12 protein-coding genes are annotated in these 22,161 nt (G+C 57.4%); 9 read left to right on the top strand and 3 right to left on the bottom strand.

Annotated features, from left to right (window positions below; all coding sequences use genetic code 11):
* The first annotated feature begins 8 nt into the window (after positions 1-8).
* Both LDN85_RS06050 and LDN85_RS06045 read left to right on the top strand, forming a co-directional pair.
* Positions 9-3,344 carry a helicase-related protein gene (locus LDN85_RS06050; protein WP_223944875.1) on the top strand — a complete coding sequence of 1,112 codons (3,336 nt, stop codon included), beginning with the start codon at positions 9-11 and terminating at the stop codon, positions 3,342-3,344.
* A complete protein-coding gene (locus tag LDN85_RS06045) occupies positions 3,344-6,124 on the top strand; it encodes a DNA methyltransferase (protein ID WP_223944874.1) in 2,781 nt (926 codons plus the stop codon). The genes LDN85_RS06050 and LDN85_RS06045 overlap by 1 nt, the downstream gene beginning before the upstream one ends.
* A 430-nt stretch (positions 6,125-6,554) precedes the next feature.
* Here the strand turns inward: LDN85_RS06045 and LDN85_RS06040 are convergent, their stop codons facing one another.
* From LDN85_RS06040 to LDN85_RS06030, 3 genes are all read right to left on the bottom strand, one after another.
* Entirely contained in the window at positions 6,555-7,676 is a 1,122-nt protein-coding gene (locus LDN85_RS06040) for an HNH endonuclease (protein WP_223944873.1), read from the bottom strand.
* Positions 7,677-7,705: 29 nt separating this feature from the next.
* Positions 7,706-8,914: a hypothetical protein gene (locus tag LDN85_RS06035; RefSeq protein ID WP_223944872.1), complete on the bottom strand. Its 1,209-nt coding sequence runs from the start codon at positions 8,912-8,914 to the stop codon at positions 7,706-7,708.
* A 70-nt stretch (positions 8,915-8,984) separates the two neighbouring features.
* Positions 8,985-9,656: an NUDIX domain-containing protein gene (locus tag LDN85_RS06030; protein ID WP_223944871.1), complete on the bottom strand. Its 672-nt coding sequence runs from the start codon at positions 9,654-9,656 to the stop codon at positions 8,985-8,987.
* 95 nt (positions 9,657-9,751) lie between these two features.
* On the opposite strand from LDN85_RS06030, the gene LDN85_RS06025 reads away from it, so the two are divergent.
* The 7 genes from LDN85_RS06025 to LDN85_RS05995 all read left to right on the top strand — a co-directional run bounded on the left by LDN85_RS06025 (position 9,752) and on the right by LDN85_RS05995 (position 22,159).
* Positions 9,752-10,702, top strand: coding sequence for a DUF6569 family protein (locus tag LDN85_RS06025; RefSeq protein ID WP_223944870.1), 951 nt, complete (start codon positions 9,752-9,754; stop codon positions 10,700-10,702).
* Positions 10,699-12,237, top strand: coding sequence for an ADP-ribosylglycohydrolase family protein (locus LDN85_RS06020; protein ID WP_223944869.1), 1,539 nt, complete (start codon positions 10,699-10,701; stop codon positions 12,235-12,237). The genes LDN85_RS06025 and LDN85_RS06020 overlap by 4 nt, the downstream gene beginning before the upstream one ends.
* 13 nt (positions 12,238-12,250) lie before the next feature.
* Positions 12,251-13,252 carry a sigma factor-like helix-turn-helix DNA-binding protein gene (locus LDN85_RS06015; RefSeq protein WP_223944868.1) on the top strand — a complete coding sequence of 334 codons (1,002 nt, stop codon included), beginning with the start codon at positions 12,251-12,253 and terminating at the stop codon, positions 13,250-13,252.
* A gap of 5 nt (positions 13,253-13,257) precedes the next feature.
* On the top strand, positions 13,258-14,781 hold the full coding sequence (locus LDN85_RS06010) for a hypothetical protein (protein WP_223944867.1): 1,524 nt from the start codon (positions 13,258-13,260) through the stop codon (positions 14,779-14,781).
* A gap of 251 nt (positions 14,782-15,032) precedes the next feature.
* Positions 15,033-16,232: a hypothetical protein gene (locus tag LDN85_RS06005; RefSeq protein WP_223944866.1), complete on the top strand. Its 1,200-nt coding sequence runs from the start codon at positions 15,033-15,035 to the stop codon at positions 16,230-16,232.
* Positions 16,233-16,316: 84 nt separating this feature from the next.
* Positions 16,317-18,971 carry a PD-(D/E)XK nuclease family protein gene (locus tag LDN85_RS06000; RefSeq protein ID WP_223944865.1) on the top strand — a complete coding sequence of 885 codons (2,655 nt, stop codon included), beginning with the start codon at positions 16,317-16,319 and terminating at the stop codon, positions 18,969-18,971.
* On the top strand, positions 18,968-22,159 hold the full coding sequence (locus LDN85_RS05995; protein WP_223944864.1) for a UvrD-helicase domain-containing protein: 3,192 nt from the start codon (positions 18,968-18,970) through the stop codon (positions 22,157-22,159). Before LDN85_RS06000 ends, LDN85_RS05995 begins: the two co-directional genes overlap by 4 nt.
* The last annotated feature ends 2 nt before the right edge of the window (positions 22,160-22,161 follow it).

Here is a 22,161-nt window from a genome sequence, read left to right as displayed (position 1 = left end):
GAAGCTAGATGCCCAAGATTTTTGACAACACCACCCAGCATCTAGGAGCTGGCCTTCGCGCCACCTTTGAAGCTCATTCCAGGATCGATATTGCGGCCGGTTATATGGATCTCCGCGGCTGGGATTCCCTCGCCGATATCGTAGACACTAAGTTTGGAGTTTCAGGCACGCACCCGCGGCCGGCTGCAAATGAGCTGTTCGACGGTTCCGCTGAACCAATTGCACGGATTCTGGTCGGAATGGTTGCGCCGGCAGACTCACAGCAAATCCTCGACTCGCTCCAGAGAGAGCTGGAAGCCCCAAACGAGCACGATGACCTTGCGGATTTTGAAACCGCCCGGATCCGCAAGGCTCGCTTAGTTAGCCACCTTCGTGAGCAGTTGATGCGCGGTCTATCCAGCGCGGAAGGCCAACGTACGCTCCAGGCACTCAAACGTCAACTCCAACAAGGTTCTGTTCAGGTCAAGGTTTTCACCTCACGCCCTCTACATGGCAAAACCTACATCCTGCACAATGAGGCTGGACACTACGCTCCCACAATGGCCTACGTTGGCTCCTCGAATCTGACCAAGGCCGGCCTTTACAGCAATCTTGAGCTTAATATCGATGTCATGGATCAGGACGCCTCCGCAAAGTTGGCTCAATGGTTCGAAACTCACTGGAACGATCCCTTCTCCCTCCCGGTGACGGCGGAAATTATCGCACTCATCGAGGAGTCATGGGCTGACGAACAGCAAGCAACCCCTTACGAAGTCTTCCTTAAAATTTGTTTCTTGATGTCGCAGGATGTTCGGGACGGCTTTGGCTATGTTCTTCCTGCCTCGCTTAAGAATCTCCTGCTCGACTATCAAGACAGCGCCGTGCGAATTTTGGCCAGACGAATAGTCCGACGGGGTGGAACCATGCTGGGTGATGTGGTCGGCCTCGGAAAAACGCTGACGGCCATTGCCACTGCCTCAATGCTCCAGAATGCGGAGGATTACACCACATTGGTCCTCTGTCCCAAGAACTTGGAACAGATGTGGACTGACCATCTCGACGCCTATGACGTTCAAGGCAAAGTCGTGGCGTACTCAATGGCGGCGAAGCTGCTCCCGGATCTGAAGCGGCACCATCTGGTGATATGCGATGAGTCTCATAACTTGCGCACGGGTAATACGCGTCAGGATTACCAAGCAATCAAGGAGTACGTCCGGTCGAACGATTCCAAGGTCCTTTTACTTACAGCCACGCCTTATAATCTCGCTTTCGAAGATGTCGCGAATCAAATCGGCCTTTACATCGACGATGACGATGACCTGGGGATTCAGCCAAACGCCGCTCTGGCACTCGACCCGGGGATTGCCGACAAGGTGAACGGCAAGACAAGTACATTTGGAGCGTTCCGCCTTTCCGAAGAGGCCGAAGACTGGAAGCGCCTCATGAGCGACCATCTTGTGCGGCGCACACGGTCGTTTATCAAGCGAACCGCCAAGACGACCGAACGTGTCCTCCAGGATGGTCGTGTCGTGCAAAGCGAATACTTGGAGTTTGCCGACGGCACGCACTTCTTCTTCCCCCAACGCATCGCCCAGCCGATAAGCCACGCATTTGATCAGGACGACGCAGCTAGGCTCATGGAGGATGATGAGACGCTAGATGCGATCAAGTCCCTGAAGCTGCCCCGATACGTTCTGGCGAACTACGATGCTCCCACACACAGGCACACTCAGGAGGATCTAAGCATCCTCGATGACATAAAGTCCGGCAGGGGTAACGTTGCTGGCTTTGTGCGGACCGGGCTCTTCAAGCGCCTTTCATCGTCGGGACATTCGTTTATTCTGTCTCTTCAACGGCAAAGGGCGCGTAATGAGCTGTTTCTCTTCGCCATCGAAAATCGCTTGCCCATCCCCCTCGGAACCATAGCGGAGCAAAATCTCGGAACGCCTAACGACGACGATGTCGAGGCAGCGTCCGAGTACGGCTCTGCGTCAGCACGCTATGAGAACTTGCGGCAGCACCTACCGAAGTCGACAAAGTGGATTAATTCCACGATCTTCAGCGATGCCTTAGCGAAGGATCTGGAGGAAGACAACCACATCCTGAATTGGCTGCTTGACCGATTCGGCACTTGGGATCCCGCAAAGGACTCCAAGATCAACACTTTGGTCGATCTGCTTCAGGAACAACACCCTGGCGAAAAGGTCTTGGTGTTCACCGAGTATAAGGACACAGCGGAATACGTTGCAGAGACTCTGCGTGAGGCCGGCATAGGCAATGTCGGCCTCGCTACCGGCGACTCCGGGGATCCCGGGTCAATCGCCCGCCGTTTCTCGCCGGGCTCCAACAAACTCCCTGGTCATTCGACGGTTGCCGACGTAGCGGATCCAATTGATGTGCTGATCGCAACAGATGTCCTCTCCGAAGGACAAAACCTTCAGGATGCCCACATTGTGGTCAATTATGACCTCCCTTGGGCAATTATCAAGCTCATCCAGCGAGCAGGCCGCGTTGACCGGGTAGGCCAACAATCGGAGTCAGTTTTCGTGTACTTGATATCGCACGAGAAAGTTGAGGAGCAGCTAAGTCTCCGCCAACGAATAAAACACCGTCTCGAGTCGTCAGCACAGGCGTTCGGATCTGACGAACAATTCTTCGGCACCGACAAAGAAGTACGGGTTCTGGATAACTTCTACCAAGGCTCGCTCTCCGATGAAGAGGCGGAGGAAGACGCCGCCGACGCTGTCAGCGAGGCATGGCTTGTTTGGTCTGCAGCAGCAGAGAAACACCCCGAAATTACCCAACGGGTGATGACCATGCCTGACCTGATTCACTCGACGCGTACTCAATACACCAAGGAAATGGTTGGCGGAGTGGCATGTTATGTATCGACCGACTCTGGGATCGACGCATTCGCGCTTTCGTCCGGCGGGCAGGATGGTCTTCGGGTACGGGAACGTCTGCTCACACCGGTGGAAGCTTTCCAGGTTTTCCGTGCTGAACTGGAGACGCCCACGGCCGAGCTACGTCCCGATCACTTCGAGCGGGTGAAAGACCTGGTGCGCGGTCCTCTCACGAGCGAAACAGTAGCCGCGGGAAACCTTAAAGGCGTGAGAAAACGCGTGTGGGAACGATATGCGAACTCATTGGACCTCGCGAAGGCACAAGAGGCTCTCGAGGCCCTGCACGCGAGACCCCTTCAACAATCCGCCGAACAACGGCTGCGTTCGGCACTCCGCAACCGGATGTCCGACGACGATGTTCTCGCCTTGCTAAATCAACTTCACGGGGATGAACGCCTCGTGGTTCCTCCATCCGATACCGACCCGGTGCGGATCATTTGTTCTTTGGGAGTGCTCGACTGATGTCTGAATTGCTGAAGCTTATCGAATCGAACGACTACCAAACCCTCTTCCTCCGCCACTTGCGTTGGTCGAGACCCGACCTCCAAACCATTTCCACAAATAATGGCAAGAGTCAGTCGTTGACAGCCAAGAACGTGTCCAGCTACAAAGGACTTCGCGTGTGGGTGTGCTCAGAACTTCCCGATTCGAACGGTCAGGCAGCGCTTGACCGTTCAATCGCTGCGAAATCCACGGATCGTCTGGTGATTTTTCACAATGAGCACCAACAGGTGTGGCGCTGGCCAGTACGCACAGTAAAGGGCTCGTCTGTGGTCCACCGTCTTTCTTCACATCGCCACGTCAACGGCCAGTCCAATCCGAAGCTCCTTAATCGGCTTGAGACAATCACGCTGCCTGTGGCACAGGAACTTGGCGTCACGGACGTGCTCGAAAGACTGCGCCAGGCATTCGATGTCGAAACCGAGAGGGAGACCAAGCGGGCATCCAGGCTCATGGCTGCAATGTTCGATGCGTTGACCAAGGCAGAGGTAAACGAGCATGAGACCTCGGTGACTCTGGCAAGGTCTCTTTTCCTCATGTTCGGTGACGACACAGACATGTGGGACAAGAACCTCTTCCAAGACTTCATCATCAATCACACCCGTTCAGACGGCTCCGACATTGCTTCAAAACTGAACGAACTCTTTGTCCAGTTAGACACTCCCGACGTCAATCGCGTGGAGACGACACCTGCGTTCAACAAGTTTCCGTACGTCAACGGCGGAGTCTTTACTGAACCGATCAAGCTCCCTGACACAGTTGGGAAGGCATTCCGCGATGCCATTCTGGAAGCGTCAAAACCTGACTGGTCTGATATTTCGCCGGCCATATTCGGCTCGATGTTCCAGTCAGTACGGGATGCAAAAACCCGACGGGAGTTCGGCGAGCACTACACATCCGAGCGCGACATATTGCGCACTCTGGAACCGTTATTCCTTGAAGACTTCCGAGAGCGGTTCTCGGCTGCCATCGGCCATCGCGAAGAGAGCTCAAAGCTAGAGAAACTCCGGGAAGATCTCGCGAAAGTCAAATTTCTCGACCCCGCGTGCGGCTGCGGCAACTTCATCGTTATCTCCTACCGCGAGCTCCGGATGCTGGAGATCGATATCCTTGAACGGCTTAAGGCTCTAGAGCACCGCCGCGGAAACGAAGCTGGATCGCAACTAGAAGTACATCTCGGTATCGATACCGACGTCTTCGGTCGACGCAGCTTTCTTTCCCCAAAAGTTTCTCTAGAAAACTTCTTCGGTATCGAGATCGACGAGTGGCCTGCTCGCATTGCAGAAACCGCAATGTTCCTCATTGAGCGACAATGCGACATGCGGATGCTCGAGCGCTTGGGCTGGGCCCCTACACGCCTCCCGATCGCACGAGCGGCAACAATCGCAACATCGACACCGGACTACCCAGACGGTGGAAATGCGCTGCGCCTTGAATGGAAGACGTTATTTACTCCGGACGATCGAACCGTGATCGCCGGAAATCCACCATATCTAGGTAAAACACAACGCTCTTCGGACCAAACCGCTGACATGAAGCGCGTGTGGGGTTCCTCGTACTCCGGGGAATTGGATTTCGTTACTTCTTGGTTCCCGAAGGCCGCCGAGTTCCTTCGAGGCACCGGAGCAAGATTTGCCTTTGTCACGACGAACTCTATCCATCAGGGCGTTAGCGTTGCGAATCTATATGGTCCGGCATGGTTCGATGGTTGGTCGATTGAGTTTGCCTACCCGACGTTCCCTTGGGACGGGCAGGCAGGAGTTCATTGTTCGATCTCAGGCTACGCAGAACATCCCCGCGAACGCATGCTATTCAGGCCCGACGATCAAGGTGGATTCCAGCCGCATAAGGTGCCCAATATTAATCCTTATCTTGCTGCCGCACGGGACGTTATGGTGCAAGAAATTCGCATTCCACGGTCTAAGCATCTTGAAAAGGATCTTCGTTTCGGATCAATGCCCGCCGATGGTGGGCATCTCATCGTGGACAAGGAGCAAGTTGCCTTGTTCAAGCAGGACCCCATAGCAGCTCCTTTCCTACGTAGCTTCGTTGGATCAAAGGAACTCGTGCAGAATCGGGAACGCTGGTGCATTTGGATGCCCGTACGGGATGAATTCGCTCTGCACAACAGCGACATTTTGCGTGAAAGAATAGAGGCAGTTGCGCAGTATCGCGATGATCCACGCAAAGATAAAGGCGTCTATGCTGATCGCCACAATGCCCACCGATTCCACCGAGTAAAGGACCGTACTGCATCGTATCTCTGTATTCCGCGAGTCGTCAGCGAGAACCGCAAATACTTTACAGCGGCACGGTTCGGACCCGAAGTGATCGCCAGTGATGCGGTATTTACAGCACCTGACGAAGACGGATTCCTTTTCGGGCTAATTTCATCCTCGATGTTCATCGCTTGGCAAAAGTCAATCGGCGGAAGACTTAAGTCGGACTATCGATTCTCAAGCACGATTGTTTGGAACAACTTCCCGCTCAAGTCTGTGACGTCTGAGGATCGTCAAGCCGTTATCGACGCAGGAAACCTCGTACTGGCAGCACGTGAAGAGCATCCCGGGCTGTCCCTTGCCCAGCTATATGACCCGAAGAAAATGCCGACCAACCTCCAGCAGGCCCACGAACATTTGGACGAGGTTGTCGATCCACTTTTCGGTCTGGATGACGAGCCTTCCGAAGAACGGCGACAGCAATGTTTGTTCGATCGCTACGCGGAGCTGACCGGTCAATAAGGCTCTTCAGCTATAGAACAATCAGGACAAGCAACGACTTAGGGTCCCTGCTGTAAGCAGGCTTAGGCTCAGCCGACATTTCATGTGACACCGAGTCCATCAAAGTCAGCTTAGTATCGCTATAGGTCTACACAGCCGACGAATAGCGCGGGGCAGCTCAGAAGCCCCGCGCTGTTCGGGCGGTTTCGGGGGCACCTTACTGGTTCCTTGCGAGTTGATGCTGAACGTTCCCCCGCATCACAAAAAGGATGCCCAACTCTTCCACCGTTCCTTCCACCTCGAATCGTAGAGCTTTAGGTCTAGATGCAGCTTCCGAACACAGGCTCCTGTCCCCACTAGACAACAGCACACCGGCGTCCTGGGGATTACCAACAGCACAGTTATGCCTGGAACGGCATGTGGCACGCTAGAGCATTAATTAGCGACACAGCTATGCTATTTTAAAGCGAATGTAAGCAAGTTCGAGGGCTTGGGGGCTCGGCCGCTCTCTCTTTCGCAGTGGGACGCTCATAAGTTTTTGCTCATGTCGTTCCTGCAGCCCGTATTTCAGCATTGGCCCGTCGACCTCCGCCAAGATGTCGCTTCTAATTTCCACGATCAGATCGGGCCGGATGCCGAGTATACCGGCGTCAAAGGCGGCATGGTGGATTTTGCACATTGCCATTCCATTGGAAACATCGGGCGTGCCCTTCTCGTCCGAATCCGGGATGATATGGGCGGCATCCAACAATTGCCGATGCTTCAGGTTGCACACGGCACACCGAGTGTCATAGGCCTTTATAACGCTGGAACGAAACAATCGCTGATGAAGCCGCGTCCTGGCGAGCCGCGTGCCGTACCGTTTAGCGATCTTGAGTTCCTGAGGATCCAGGTGATCACCGTTTAGGACGCCAAGTTGGGGATCTATATCAACGACAAATTGCTGATGCTCCTGCTCTTCGGATACGAGGTAGACGGGAAACACAGGCTGGTAAACCCCTGGCGCGATCCCGAAGAACCAAATGAGAGGAAGATGATCGGTCATGGCACGCCGCAAGGCTCGGTTGTCAGCTGCATCCGCGTCGTCGCCCTGCCATTTGTAGCGAAGCATGCCATCAGAACCAACTTCGTCTTCATAGGGCCGTTCCTGCCCGGCCCGTCGAAAGGTAGTGGTGATCGACAACGCCGCGTCGAGAGCTCGCGGCTTCCAGATGCCCCGTTGTCTGCTCTTGAGTGGAATTCGCTCATTCTCGAAATGGAAATCTTCAAGGTCAAGATAGTGGACGGCCTCCTCACCGTCATTTGTGCGGGCAGCCAACCATTCCTGCGCTGCCTGCCGAACTCGCTCATCCCACGACGCAGATTTACCGACCAGGAGGCCGACCACATCGACTTCGGGGATCTTGAAGGCACCGTGAACAGCACGACCAGACTCTAAATAGACATTAGGGAACCTACCTGTTTGTACCCAGTCGACAATTGTCGTTTGATGCACACCGATCTTCTCGGCCGCTTCACTCGTGCTGAGGTGGCGGCCGCTAACCACCGGGGTAGCCGGAAATACTCGGTTCATCCCGCCAGGATATAGGACGCCTTCAGTCGTCAGTTGCCCAACATGTGGGAGGAATGCTTGCCGGAGAACCATCGACCGGTTACCCGAGACATGCGGAACCTGCCCATGTAACCAACATCCTCGGTTGTCACGTCGACTCCCCAGGAGCGGCCGTCAGTGCGCTCAGGCAAACCGATCACTGAGCTTGTCAACGCTTGGTACCAGCCATAGCTGGTGGCTAGGTGCAGATGCGCCGAAATCATCGAACGAGCTTCGCGAGCAAAAGTGATGTTCGGACACAACGATTTGGGATGCATCAGCATCTGTTCCAGATGCACGCGCAGATGAAGAGAATCTGCCCCTCCCAGCAGCATCGCGGCCCAACTTTCAGTTTCTTCGATCTGCTGATCAGCTGGCCCGGCATCCCCGACGAGGGTATGACGCAATTCGTTTGCGAGATCCTGCTTGGTAGGCAGGTCGTCAGGCGTTCCCTTCAGGAGCTCTGCCACCCTCGAAATATTGTGGTTGAGGATGACCGCCGCACAATCGGCTCCAAAGAGCCGCTTAATGCCCGTCAGAACGGCTCCATCGTCCGGCATTCCGAGGTTCATCCACACCGTCATACCCCGGCTAGGGTCCGCCCATGCAAGGTGGGTGAGTAGAACGACGGCCAGTGAGAACCAATACGTCATGTAGGGCCGGAGGTCGCCAGAACCAATTGGATTCAGTGGGGGAACCCAATCTCCATGCGGACGACTGACAGCCCTCAACACAGAGGACAGGTCATATTCTGAATTAGTCAGACTTGACGTCCACCCCGCATTGAACTCATTCCACTGCCAGCCAAGGTCATCGGTACGCCTTGCCGCATGGATTGAGTCGACAATACTTTGCAGTCGTTTTAACAGTGACCCGAGAAGGTTCAGAGCCTCGGAGCTGATCGGAACCGTACTCAAAGTCGTTTGAGTAATAGCAGACAGACCGCGCAGGACCATGCCCGCATTCGGCGCCGGCTCCCGACGCAGGACCACCCATTCCTCCGAAGAGAGTTTCGGCACATTGCCTGGCAACATCATTTCACGTATGAAGCGTTCAAGTTTGCCCAAAAAGACGTAATTCGCCGGACTTGTGGCATGCCTTCCGATCTGGTCCCTCACAACCGGCAATCCATCAACGAGGGCTCGCAGGGTGGCGACATCTTCTGGCTTCAGCAAAGCCAATCTCAAAGCGACACGCGCCTCGAAGGCAAGGTCCGTCATCTGCGTTCTCCAGTCCGGCGTTTGTGTGCGTATGGAAGGCAAGGATCAGCGAATGCGCAGGTTAGTCGGTTCAAGACTTCGTCCGCACCCACAACCGCGAAGGCCTCCCCCGCGTCCCATCCGACATCTTTCCCGTTCCCACCAGCTTCGGCTCCATGAATCGTCGGAAAGTATCCCTCATGAGCGTTTCGCCGGCTACTGCTTCGTGAAGATCTCGCAGGTCCTTGAGCGTAAACGGTTCCTCAAGAAGTACCCCCGGATCCGGCGCCTCAGCGTACGCTAGGCGCATCCTCCCCACAGCGTTGGCCACAATGTCAGCGTGGCCGTACGGCAACCGTGCCACAACCTCCGGGTCCGCCATTACTGAAACCAGCCTGACGCCGTCGGACGCCAACGCGGACTCAAGCGCAGCAAGCGGCACCATGTCGACGTGCGCAACTGAGAGGACCCAGCCGCGGTCGTCACGATCCGGATCATCGAAGACGTGAAGCTGTTGAGGCACACGGCCAGTAATCCCGACTTTCTCGCGAAGACAGCGGAGCACCGCATCGGAAAGAAGCTCGCGCTCTCTGAGGAAGGTCCCAGGGAGCGCCCACTCCCCCGCCCTATCACCGCTTGCACGCTGAACCAACAGCACACTCAGCGCGCCCTCCGACACGGTAAGGACCGCCGCATCCACTGCAACTGAGGGTCTCGGATAGTCCAGCAGTGTGCGTGACCTGGGATTTCGGGAAGCGTTCACATCATCATTTATCGCAGACTTGCGCAAAAGAAGCAATCGCTGCATACTGAAGTCAATTAGCGCAAAAATGAGCTAATTCGAATCAGGAGGCACGAATGCAAGTCCCACAACTGCATCTGGGCGTTGGCACCGCTGTGGGCCCACTCAGCATCTTCCCGATCTGGACCTCAGGCCATGGTGACTTGGCCATCAGCACCGGTGCACACGCCAACGTCGCCGTCAACGAACTGCCTGACGGCGCCCAGGTAGGCAAGCTGATTGTCAGCAACAACGGTCCCCGTCCCGCACTCCTCCTCGAAGGCGAACTCCTGGAAGGCGGGAAGCAACACAGAACCTGCGCCGGCGACGTCATCCTTGGTGCAGGCGAGACCCGAACCATCGGGACCTACTGTGTTGAGGAAGGGCGCTGGGAAGCCGGCATGAGCAGTCATCGGCGACAGAGTCGCCGCGCTCCCCTCAACGTCCGGGCAGAGCTGGCATCCCGCGCCGGGGCCTCGGACTCAAGCAACCGTCAAAGCCGCATCTGGGAAAGAGTGCGCCGCTTGGACGCCGCGCGTGGCGTTTCAGCCACCAGCTCACTCGTCGACCACCTTGACCGCCAGACCTTGGCCCCGAGCTTCGACCTGGATGACGTTCCACCCCCAATCGACGGCCAGCGCGGAGTCCTGTTCGGGATTGGCACGCAGCCGCTGGTGTTGGAGATTTTCGGCACCCACACGATGTTCCGACGCCACTACCACCAGCTCATAGGCGCGGCCCTGCTGGACCTCGAGCTGCTTCCGGCCAAGGTCATGGCATCCAGCCGGATGTCAGGGCAACAGGCCAGGGACTTCGCTGCGGTTGTCCAAGGGCTGGATTTTGGAGCGTTCGACGGCGGCCCACTTACCGGCGTTCGAAGCCAAGGACCCCTCCGTAGCCGTCCAGTCAGCTCACTCCGGGCCGGGCTGGAAGGTGCCGGTATCGCCGTCGAACTTCCAAACCGCAGTCCAGAGCTGGCGCACCTGACCGTTTGGAACACCAAACACACCCTGATGGAGATCGCATGAAACTTAGTCCCCTGCAGAACGATCGTGCGGCAGGCGTCCTCGTGTCGCTTGCGGCCGGAGACGCCCTCGGCGCCGCTTACGAGTTCGGCCCGCCGCTGCCAGACGAAACGCCGGTATTGATGAAAGGCGGCGGACCCTTCGGCTTCGATCCCGCCGAATGGACCGATGACACGTCCATGGCCATTCCCGTGGCAAGAGCGCTTGTTTGGTCTGGACCTGAACTTGCCTCTGACGCGGCGCTGAGCAGAGTTGTACGCGAGTGGAGTGCCTGGGCTGCCGACGCCAAAGATGTCGGCGCCCAGACCAACGCGGTCATTGCCGCCGCTACCCGTGCAGCAACTTCCGCGGGGAGGCCGGTGACCGCCTCGGACTTCACAGCTGCCGCCGAAGCGTTCCACGGACGCATCGGCCGCAGCGCCGGAAATGGTTCACTCATGCGCACCGCTCCCCTTGCCCTCGCCTATCTCGATCGCGAGCCTGGTGAGCTGATGGCGGCGGCAGCCAGGGTGAGCGCGCTGACTCACGTGGATCCCGACGCCTTGGAGGCATGCGGTCTCTGGTGCGTTGCCATAAGGGAGGCGGTCCTGACCGGGAAGCTGAACGTGCGGGCGGGGCTGGCACTGCTGCCCCCTGACCGCAGCGCAGTTTGGCTATCGCGCATCGAGTCCGCCGAACAGTCACGTGCACGGGACTTTCACCGGAACGGGTGGGTAGTGGAAGCGTTCCAAGGTGCTTGGAGCGCCATTCACTCCACAGTGTCTGCAACCCGTGGGCCGGAACACCTCCGCCAGGCTCTGGAAGAAGCCGTCCGGGGAGGCGGCGATACCGATACTGTCGCGACGATTGCCGGAGGACTTCTGGGCGCGGCTTACGGCTTCACTTCGGTGCCCTTCGAGTGGCGACGGCATTTGCATGGGTGGCCCGGACTACGAACCCGCGACCTCATGACACTAGGAATGGAGCTCGCCCGTGGAGAAGGCTCACGGGAACAGTCCTGGCCGGGCGCGGCGCATCAGGACTACAGCATGTGGAGTCGCACCGATGTGCTGGTACAGCACCCTCACGACGACGGCGTGTGGTTGGGTGGCGCCGGTTCCCTGGGGCGGATGGAAGTTTTGGGGATCGACGCAGTTGTTTCCCTGTGCCGCCTGGGTACCTCTGATCTGTCCACTATTGCGGTGTCAGATCATGCATCGTTCTGGATTATCGATTCGCCGGACCCATCCGACAATGCTGACGCGGCGTTTGTCCTCGCTGAAGCGGCTGCCGCCATCGAGCAGTTCCGTTCTGAAGGGAAGACGGTGCTGCTCCACTGCGTGCGCGCTGAGTCCAGGACCCCGACTGTTGCCGCTTTGTACGGTGCTGCATTACTGGGGATTGATGCTGAAGCAGCGCTGGCAGACGTCCGGCAGGTGCTGCCGAACGCCTCGCCGAATCCCCTGTTCCTGGACATCGTACGGTCCGGCCGCTCTGCCACGGGCCGTCACAGTCCCTCGGCTCGCAACGGCCTTCCTCATAATGTCCGAACCGCCTGATAGGTATATGACCATGACCACAACTCCTGAACTCAGTCGGGAAGAACGCGACGCTGCAATGGTGGAGCGCTATGCCGACGGCGAGACTCTTGATGCCATCGGCCAGAGCTTCGGCGTCACCCGCGAACGCGTCCGCCAGATCATCGCAAAAGTAGGCGGCACAAGCGCCGAAGAGTCCCGCAAAAGCCGACTTGCTTCAAAGGAAGCCGCAGCGACGGCCGCCCGCAACGCCTTCATGGCCGCGTACGGCGACTTGGCTCGCCAAATGGCCCGGCGCGGAGTTACCAGGCCTGATGCGATCGACAAACTGAAGGCACTATTTCCCGCGATGGACGCTGAGCTTGCCGAGGATGCCCTGCGGACGTCGTCGATCGTTTTCGACAAGTCACAGATGGAAGACATCTTCTCTAAAGAAGCGGTGGCGGCAGGTGTCTGGTACCTGTTGGGGTCCAACCTTGGGCTTGCTCCGGACCGTCAATGGGCCGCTGTCAATATCGAGCTGTCTCTGATGAACGAGCTCCGGGCCGCCTTGGAGTCTGCCGAAGCCGACGTCGAGGATGTCTCCACCATTCTGGGAGTTATCGGAGCTGCGCAAAAATACCTCCAAGAGAATCCCGAAACCAGTATCACCGGACAGCGATATGAGCATCTTCGCGACGAACTCGTGCCGGCGCTGGGCCTCGTCTCTCGCCAAGGAGCATTTCCGTGGCCCCCTACTCGTCAGACCGTGACCAAGCGTTTCGGCGGGTGGAACGAGGGCCTCGAAGCAATGGGGATCGGAACAGCTGCGAAAGGACGGCCGAAAGGGCTCCTGAAGTTCACCCAGGCCGACTACGAAGACGCCGTGCGCAATTTCAACAGATTCGCCCTGTCCAGCGGAGTCAAGCCGACATTCGCAGGTTACGACGCATGGGTCAAGCAAGAGATTCATGCCGGCAATTCCCGGCCCTCAGGTGCCGCAGTCAGGAACATCTACGGCACGTGGCTTGACGCTGTGCGGGCAGTCCAGGAGTAGAAATCATGATGGGGGACGACAAGGACAGCGAAACACGTGCCGCGGTGATTCGGGAAGCATACCGTCGCGGAGATCCGCTGGAAACAATAACGTCAGCGCACAGTGTCGATGCCGGCGACATTTTCGATGCTATTGCTGATAAGCCCAGCGACGAACTTGCGCGAGCCCGGTCGGTGGGCAGCCGAGCGGTCAAATCTATGAGCGCTCTTTGGAACAACGTGGAAATGGTCAGCCGGTTGGATGATGCCGGCATCCCACTGTTGGACACCCCGAAGGTGATCGGTGCGCTCGGGAACGACATTGACGTGGATGTAGCCGTAGCTATTCTGAAATTCCTTGGCATTCCTGACGAAGCACCCGCGGAGCCCGCTCCTAAACTGCTGAGCGATAGGTTGAGCCTGCTCTACGTCGTCGGGAAGCATCACGGCATTGAACCCGACTACCAGCTTGCACTTGCAAAGATGCCGTTGGATGCCGTCGCTGCCTTTCGGGAGCTCGTGAAGCCCGAGGTTACTTACACTCGCTTGGCAGAGATTCTGGCGGTCGCTGAAACCACTGCCTTGGCCATACACGCCAAGTCGATTGCTACCCTCACTTACTCCGAGTACGACGAAATGGCCCAACAGATCTCGCGGCGACTGGGAAGAGTTTCCCGCGACGAGAAGGACCCGTGGCCAGTACCTATAGCCAGCCTCGTCAGCCGCTACGGTGGTGGCAGTTGGCAGGGAGCTTTGGACACCATCCGACTGAACGTGGGCACACCTGAGGGGCGATTCGGGACGAAAGAACACCAAGATGCCCTCGACTCGTTTCTCGATGAGTGCGAACTGTGCGGCTACGCAATGAGCGAAGAATCTTACGACCTCTGGGGCTTTTCGCAAGCGGGAATGCTGATCGAGCGACCATCCGCGAACGAAATCATGCGGCACTTTGGTGTTTCTTGGGACGAGCTCATTGATCAAGTATTTGGCAGTGAGCTGACCGAAATGTCAGCCACACCGCTTCAATCAAAGTTCTTGCTGCGAGCGCTCCGTGATGAGCACGCAATAGACGCCGACGGCGATGGGGAGCCTATCGACCACGATTGGCACCGGGCGGGAGTTCTCATCAGCGACCTACTCGCACAAATGCCTTGGAACAGCTTCCTAAGAGTGGAGTATGCAGGGACGAGAACCAACGGCGCCAACCCCTATGCACAAGCAACACCTAGCGCGGACGGAGTCTGGTGCGAGGTCGTTTCGGAGGAGTTCTTGCCTGCCACAGATTGGCCAATCGACCGGGAATTCTTGGCAAGTAACGACTGGTCGGAACCGGACGCCGATTTTCCCAACTGGTGGAAATCCCAGGTCTCACCACGCGATGCCGGGCATCAGATTGTCTCAGCCTTGAGATACGGCAGAAAGTGTGTTGACGTTACGGAGTTTCGCTGGTCCACAGGAGAGTTCCCCCCGGGCCCCGGACCTGACGGAGGAGTAACCCTGGATGATGCGCTAAATGGTGCGGTTCAAACCCTGAGGAACGCGAGTTGAAACCTGAGATGAACGTCGACGGAGCGTACTCAGAGCAGGCCATGAGGCTCCCCTTAAGGTGCATGGGTCCTACTCCCGAGGCCAAGGCGGCCGCAGCGTATCGGGCAGGTAGACCACTGTCCGCGATAGCTGAAGAGACCAGTGCCAGTGGGTATGAACTGCTCCGAAAGCTGGGCCCCAGAATCGCCGAACGCGGAGAACTGGAACGTTCACGGTCACTCATGGCGCGCAGTCAGAAGACGGCCGATCTCTTGGCTGAACAGCGAAATACGATCCAGCAGCTTCTGTCTGCTGGAATACACCACTCCGAGATCCCTAAAGTCCTTAAGGCTTTGGGCACTCCCGTCGACAGTGAAATCGCCGTGGCACTGCTCTGCAATCGGCGCTGGCTGGCGAACAACTCGGAGCGGACAACGCCAGCCAGGCCCATCGCTATTCTGGACCGGTTCAGCCTGCTGTACATAGCGGGCGTGCATCTCCGGGTTGAACCCGACTACAAGGCCGCGTTAGCCAACATGGCTCCGGGCGACATTCAAGAAATCCGGGACAATCTGGGCTCATTCCTCAGCAGCGCCCGCGTAGCTGAGATACTGGCCATCGTCGAAGCTACTACCCTTAAGGTCCAAGCCGACAAGGTCAATGGTCCTTCCATTACGGCTTACGGCGACGCTCTGCAAGCACTGGCCTCACCTGCTGAACTCAGCACGATGTGGCCCTATTCCGCCCGGAATCTTCGACGCCGGGTAGGTAAAGGATCGTGGGAACAAACTCTTCGCGCGGTTGGCCTCAGCATGAACGAGGCGGCAGCAAGGTTTGAAGCCGCGGATTTCGACGCAGCCGCTGAAGACTTCAAGGAAGCCTGCTCGGATCACGAGTCGCCGTTCTTTCCTAAAGACGTTTCCACCTACGACACCTGGGTCATCAACGAAGCAGCGGCGGGACGTGAGCGACCTTCTCCCATCGAGATGAGGAGACATTTCAATACGTGGGAAGAAGTCATCTCAGCTGCGTATTTCACCGATGACGATGAGGTGCGCAGTCTCTCGAATCAATTCCGTGCTGAAAACCGCTTGGAGCAGAAGTGGGCGTCCGTTGGAGAAGAGCTCAATGAGGCTTTGGCTGACCTGTCCGAAGGTTGGACCCTGATGATCGAATCCGGGAAAGAGACCTTGGAAGGCCCACCTCTACGTGCTCAAGCCAGCATCGTCAAGGGCGACGTGCTATGTGAAATCAGGCCAGCCTGGGGCTTCGCAGGCGAGCAAATATCCGACGAACCAAGTTTGGGACCTCGCGGTTGGCGAGCATCGAACTGCACAACATCCAACTTGTTAAACAACCTCGGAGATCCGATGAACGCTGGCCATGAAATTCTTGTCGTGCTCCGAGAGGGTTTCGGAATACGTACACCTGGCGAGATTCACTGGCAGACGATCCGTTCGGATGCCGATTGACACGCGTCTCAGGACAATTAGCCCACTAGGTGGACGAACCGGGCCGGATATCCAAAAGCGTGATACAACAACCAAACAAGCAAAATGGGGGCAACATTGATCGTCGAGTTCGGCTGGTTCCTGGACCGTGCGCCGTGGGCATTCAGCAATCCGGGACTGAACCGGGTTCGAGTTGGACGCAAGGGTTTTACCAACCTTCTCTTGACCAGGCTCGGACTCACACGGCCGGACACCACACACGCTGATCGTGTGGGGCAATACTTGCAACGTCTGCTGTCCATCGATTCCGAAGACAAATGGTTCCACAGCTCACTTGCAGTTGACCCGTGGTCCACAGCTGCAGAACTTCTGGAGGCCCGCGACGACGCCGTGAGCAATGGGTGGTCCGGAGTTCTGCCTGTGGACGCCACGCCCGGAGCCAAGGTCTCCCCTCTGCTGCAAACATTGGCCGCGGTCGAAACCGCCAACGGAGATGTTTCTCCAGCTTTGGCCGATGACATCCGGGGCTTGCCGGCTGCGCTGCTCTCACCGCTGCCATTGGGGATCGATCAAGTCATTCTTCAACATGCTGAATTTAGCTTTCCGAAAATCTGGCAGGACATCTTTATGCTTCTTAGGGGGCGGGGAATTCTGGTCAGTGAGAAAGCAGTGAATGGCGCACAACCACAGCTTCACGTTCTGACGGCGGAAACGGAGTGGGAAGCCGCGGAAAACGTCGCTCGCTGGTTGGCTTGCGGCGACAATACGAAAACTGCAGTTGTGTGCTCAGACCACACGTCTGTCCTCGACCACTATCTGGCTGATAGAGGGCTTCCGCGTTTGGGTGTCGGGGCAAGCTCCAGTTGGCGTGCCAATGACCAAATCATCCCCCTGTTTTTCGAGGTGATCTGGGGTCCAATCAACGTCCGGCTGCTGGCGGAGTTTCTCTCTTTGCCTGGAACTCCGGTGGAGCGCCCGGCCTCGGGGTATCTTCTTCAAGCACTCAAGCAAGCTCCCGGCACGGGCAGCGAGGCGTGGTTTGAGGCTTTGGATAAGATCGCAGACCATCAGGATTTGGGTCCTTCGTGGGCCTCTGACGTCGACCAGTTGTTCAATACGAGCCTCATTGACGGGGACACGGCACCCGGGTCCGTCCTTGTGGAAAAAGCGGCCTGGCTGACGGCACAGCTTCGTCGCCTCGCAAAGAAAAAGTCTGCTCTCCTGCCGACAGTGGAACAGCTCCTGCAGGTCATTGACCTTCTATCTACTGTCCCGGAAGTATCGAGGCGGGACGTGCGACGAATCGTCAGTTCGGTCATCACACCGCAATCGAGCTCCATTGTCGCTCAGGAAGCGAGCCCATGGATGCGGCTGGCTCACCTCAGCGAGCTTTCCGACGACGTCGATGATGTCCTGTGGTGGGGTTTCAAAGATGCAACCCTTATGCCCGGGAGACGGTGGGAAGCGCATGATGTGGCAACACTGGAGAAGGTCGGCATCAGTTTGCCCGCTCCAGAGGACGCAGCCGCTTTTGCCACCCAACAGACCCTGGCGTCTGCCGTCCACTGTAAAAACCTCATCCTTATCGAGGTAGAGCAGGCACACGGTGCACGAACGGAGGGACAGGGGTTGCTCGAAGCCCTTGTTTCCTCGCAGCCCTCAACAAATCCGGAAGACGCGACAAAGCCGCTGACGGACCGTGTGCGTGAACTGAGATCCGTGCCGGAGCAACTCACAACCGCTGATGGACTCTGGGATTTTGCCGGCCGCTCGGCTAAGCTCGCAGCCGCTCCCCAGCTGTCGCCCACTCCCCCGGCTGCAATTTACAACGTCGGCGCAAACCCGTCGTTGAAGCCGAAGCAATTGTCCTTCTCGCAGCTCTCAAAGCTGCTCGGTTGTTCTTTCGCTTGGGTGCTGGAGAAGAAGTCGAATGTGCACGCCACCGACGCTGCCCTGATTCCCGCTGACAACACGTTGCTCGGCATCTTTTCTCACAAGGTGGTGGAGGCTCTCCACCACCAGCTCAGTGCCGAAAACAGGGCCATTCCCGAAAAGGAAGAAATCCACCGCTGCATTCGTGCAGTCCTGCCCCAGTACGCGGCAGAACTGTTGCTACCTGGCCAGCAGCGACGTCGGGACGCGATCGTCGGTATCCTGATTGACTCGGTTCACGCCTTCTTCAGCCAACTTTCTAAGGGCGGAGTCACCCTTCAGGAGGTTGAACAGGAATTTGAGAAGAATCTTGAACTTGTCGGTTCACAGGACAATTACCTAGTAACAGTTCGTGGAAGCGCCGACGCCGTCGGGGTTGACGGCGATGGGCGACGGGTTGTCATCGACCTGAAGTGGACCAACCATGCTAAGTATCGTCGGGAGGAAGTTGCTGGCGGCACCGCGCTACAGCTTGCCCTGTATCAATGGGCACTGCACCAGGGTGCGGACACTACTGACGATCCCACTGCCTACTACATGCTCAAGCAGGGATCTTTTATCTCTGCTGACTCGCATTTCGGCCAGCCACTTCAGAGTGCGGTGAAGCCAACCGACGTCTGGGACAGCGCGAAAAAGGCGATCACATTCAGCATCGACGAAGTAGTTAACGGCCGTGTCACCGCCACCCAAGTGGTCGAGGACAATCGGGCCGAGACTGAACCGGGCCGCGAAAGCGAATGGCGGGACAGAGGCCTCCACTACATCAAGCCACCCTGCCGTTTCTGTGAATTGGGAGTGCTGTGCGGGTTGAAAGGTGACTTTTCATGACCAACCTCGACAATGTGACGATGGTTTCGGCAAGCGCCGGCACAGGCAAGACGTACCACCTGACCTCAGAGATCACGGATCGCATCCAGTCCGGACTGACGGCAACCCAGATCATGGCCACAACTTTCACTAAGAAAGCCGCTGCTGAGCTCCAGGAACGAATCAGCGCTCGGCTATTGGAACATGCCGGGGCTGCCGACGGTTCGCATGCCCGTTCACTACAGCTTGCTGCTCAACAACTTCCAGCGAGTCTTATTGGCACTGTTAACAGTGTCTGTGGTCAACTGCTGCAGGAGTACGCAATAGACGCTGGTCTATCTCCTGCACTTGAGGTCATCCCCGAAGAACAACTCAGGAGTATCTTCCACCTTGCCGTCGATTCCGTCTTGGCCGACCATGCGACGGGGATTCTACCGATTGCCCGCCGTATGGGAACCGACGAAGACTCGCCCTATGACTCGCAAACTTGGCAGGATACCGTCCGGTCAATTGTCGATGCGGCCAGAACCAACCTGCTCCGCTCAAGTGACTTGGCAGCCTGTGCAGACAGATCGTGGGCAGGCATCCGCGAGCTGCTCGACGATCCCGCCGAGGATGAACGTCCCGTTTGGCTGAGCGATATGCGCGCAGGGCGAGCAGAGCTGGAGGAACTGGCCAAGACAGGACTCGACGCCGCCGGCAGACAAGCAAAGATCGCTACTGGAGTGTTCGTCGAACAGTATCCGAAGGTCATCCAGAAAATTGACTCCGCAACGACGCCGGACGAGACCCCATGGGAGATATGGCGGGGTTTCGTAGCATCGAAACCCGCTGCGCCAATAGCTCAAATCTTCCTGGATCTCCGGACGCGGATACACGAAGGACTATTGTCCAATCCGGCATTTCACTCGGACATTGAACAGTACATTCGTAAGATATTTGCCTGCGCGGCAGAATGCCTGGAAACCTACGCTGATTTTAAGCGCCTCCATGGCTTGATGGACTTCGTCGATCAAGAGACCCTCGTCCTCGATTTGGCACGCACCAGCGATGCGTTTCGCTCTTCCTTCTCTCGGAGGATCAGCTTCTTGGTAGTGGACGAGTTCCAGGACACGAGTCCCCTCCAACTTGAGCTTTTCCTGCAACTGAGCGGTTTGGTCAAAGAAGCCGTATGGGTCGGCGATCCTAAGCAAGCGATCTACGAGTTCCGTGGAACAGACCCTGCCCTCATGCAAACCGTTGTGGATCAGGTGGAGAACAAGCGCCAGCTTTCAGAATCCTGGAGATCGTGCTCGTCTGTCATCGCATTGTCCAACGCTGTCTTTGAGCCTGTTTTCGGAACATTAGGGATGCCCGCTGCGTCAGTTCGGCTCGATATGCCTGACGCACACAAGGACTGGCCAAAGGGAAGCTTGGAAGCGTGGGCCCGTCCACAGAAGAACGACGACGACCGGCTTCTGGCCACAGCTGCCGGGGTAGCCGACCTCCTTAACCGTCGTAGGAACGTGAAGCCCGGCGACATCGCCGTTCTGACGCGCTCAAACAAGGACGTTGACGCCATCTCCGCTGCACTGGACGGTTTGGGTATTCGGGCAACACGAAATCCGCGCAAGCTTAATGAAGCCCGGGAAGTTCAGCTTGCTCGCGCAGCCATGGCATATGTTGCTGATGATCGAGACACCATTGCCCTCACCGAGTTGGTGGCGTTGCATCCTGGCCATCCCTCCAATGCAACTTGGCAGCGGGAGCTGTTATCCGCCGTCGAGCCCGAAACCGTCCACACCAGCTGGGCCCAGCAGCCTCAGGTACGTGCTTTGACCCGGGTCCGTGACCTCGCTGGCACAGCAACGCCACTTGAGATTTTTGAGGCCGTCATCGGCGCCGTCGGGCTGACAAATCACATAAAGTCTTGGACGTCTCCCGAAACCCGTCTCCTGAATCTCGACGCCATGAGAGGCACAATCGAAGATTACTATGAGCACTGCAGGGCGCTCCGGGCGCCCGGAACACTGCGCGGCTTCCTGACATTTTTCGCTTCCGCTAATCACCAATCAGCGGAAAACGCGGGCCCCGACGTCGTCAATGTAATGACTTATCACAAGGCCAAAGGTTTGGAATGGCCCGTGGTCGTTATGGAAGCCCTGGATAAGGACGTCCGCTTCGCCGCTTTCGGCACTGCCGTTGAACAGGACGGAGAGCTGGATCTGGAACAGCCGCTCAAGGACCGATGGATAAGATTCTGGCCAAGTCCGTTCCCCTATAAGGCTTCGCCGCTCGACGCGGCCGGCCAGACAAGCCAGGTCGCCGTTGACGCGGAGCTTCGGGAGCGCAACAACACGAGCCGGCTCATGTACGTGGGGATGACTCGTGCCAAAGAAACCACCATCCTGACTGCGAAGTCGAATCAGCCACAGCTCCTCAACTTGTTGGGTGTCCCCTCGCTCGTATCCTGGTCAGGAGAGGTTGAAGGTGGATTGCTGAACATTGCGGGAAGTTCTCCCCTGCCCGCCCGGGTTACCTCGTTTGACGTGCAAGAAACCAGGACCGACCAGACAGTTAACGTTGCCCAGTTCAGAGACCCAGCTAGCTTGCAGCCACTGCCCGTCTACCCTCCGGCTCGACTCACCGCGAGCTCCGAATCATCCTCCGACTATGACGTGAAAGTCCTGCTGGCTACAGAGCTCGGTCCCAGACTGGCTGCACGCGGTTCTGAAGAGTGGGGTGCAGTGGGAAGCGCCGTTCACGCGTACTTGGGGACGCAATACTCAACGCTTACTTCCGCCGACCAGCTTCAGCTTGCAGAGACAATCATCGAGCGATGGAAAGTAGGTCATGTAGTAGCTCCGGAACTGCTGATCGACTCCGGTGCGCGACTCGAAACGTATCTGCAAACGGAGTACCCGGGATGGACATACCATCGCGAGGCGGCCATTGGATGGCGGACTGAGAACAGAGTGATGCAAGGGTGGATAGACCTTCTGCTCGAGGGACCTGAGGGATGCGTCCTCATCGATCACAAGACCTATCCCGGGAATGACCCTGAGGGCCATATCCGAGACAAATACCTCGGCCAGATGGCAGCCTACCGTGATGCATTGGCGGCCGCCGGGATGCCCGTGATCCGCACGCTCATGCATCTTCCTGCTTTGGGCCAAATCTATGAAGTACTACCCGTTTCCGAAGCCGCCCAGCCCACCACGGAAGGCTGAGT

The organism is Arthrobacter sp. StoSoilB20, from assembly GCF_019977295.1.
GTDB lineage: Bacteria > Actinomycetota > Actinomycetes > Actinomycetales > Micrococcaceae > Arthrobacter > Arthrobacter nicotinovorans_A.
This window is presented reverse-complemented; position numbering and strand designations above follow the sequence as displayed.

What these genes read in the sequence shown, in the direction of transcription:
- LDN85_RS06050 (WP_223944875.1), top strand. Translation starts at nt 9, where the DNA reads ATGCCCAAGATTTTTGACAACACCACCCAGCATCTAGGAGCTGGCCTT.
- LDN85_RS06045 (WP_223944874.1), top strand. Translation starts at nt 3,344, where the DNA reads ATGTCTGAATTGCTGAAGCTTATCGAATCGAACGACTACCAAACCCTC.
- LDN85_RS06040 (WP_223944873.1), bottom strand. Translation starts at nt 7,676, where the DNA reads ATGAACCGAGTATTTCCGGCTACCCCGGTGGTTAGCGGCCGCCACCTC.
- LDN85_RS06035 (WP_223944872.1), bottom strand. Translation starts at nt 8,914, where the DNA reads ATGACGGACCTTGCCTTCGAGGCGCGTGTCGCTTTGAGATTGGCTTTG.
- LDN85_RS06025 (WP_223944870.1), top strand. Translation starts at nt 9,752, where the DNA reads ATGCAAGTCCCACAACTGCATCTGGGCGTTGGCACCGCTGTGGGCCCA.
- LDN85_RS06020 (WP_223944869.1), top strand. Translation starts at nt 10,699, where the DNA reads ATGAAACTTAGTCCCCTGCAGAACGATCGTGCGGCAGGCGTCCTCGTG.
- LDN85_RS06015 (WP_223944868.1), top strand. Translation starts at nt 12,251, where the DNA reads ATGACCACAACTCCTGAACTCAGTCGGGAAGAACGCGACGCTGCAATG.
- LDN85_RS06010 (WP_223944867.1), top strand. Translation starts at nt 13,258, where the DNA reads ATGATGGGGGACGACAAGGACAGCGAAACACGTGCCGCGGTGATTCGG.
- LDN85_RS06000 (WP_223944865.1), top strand. Translation starts at nt 16,317, where the DNA reads ATGGGGGCAACATTGATCGTCGAGTTCGGCTGGTTCCTGGACCGTGCG.
- LDN85_RS05995 (WP_223944864.1), top strand. Translation starts at nt 18,968, where the DNA reads ATGACCAACCTCGACAATGTGACGATGGTTTCGGCAAGCGCCGGCACA.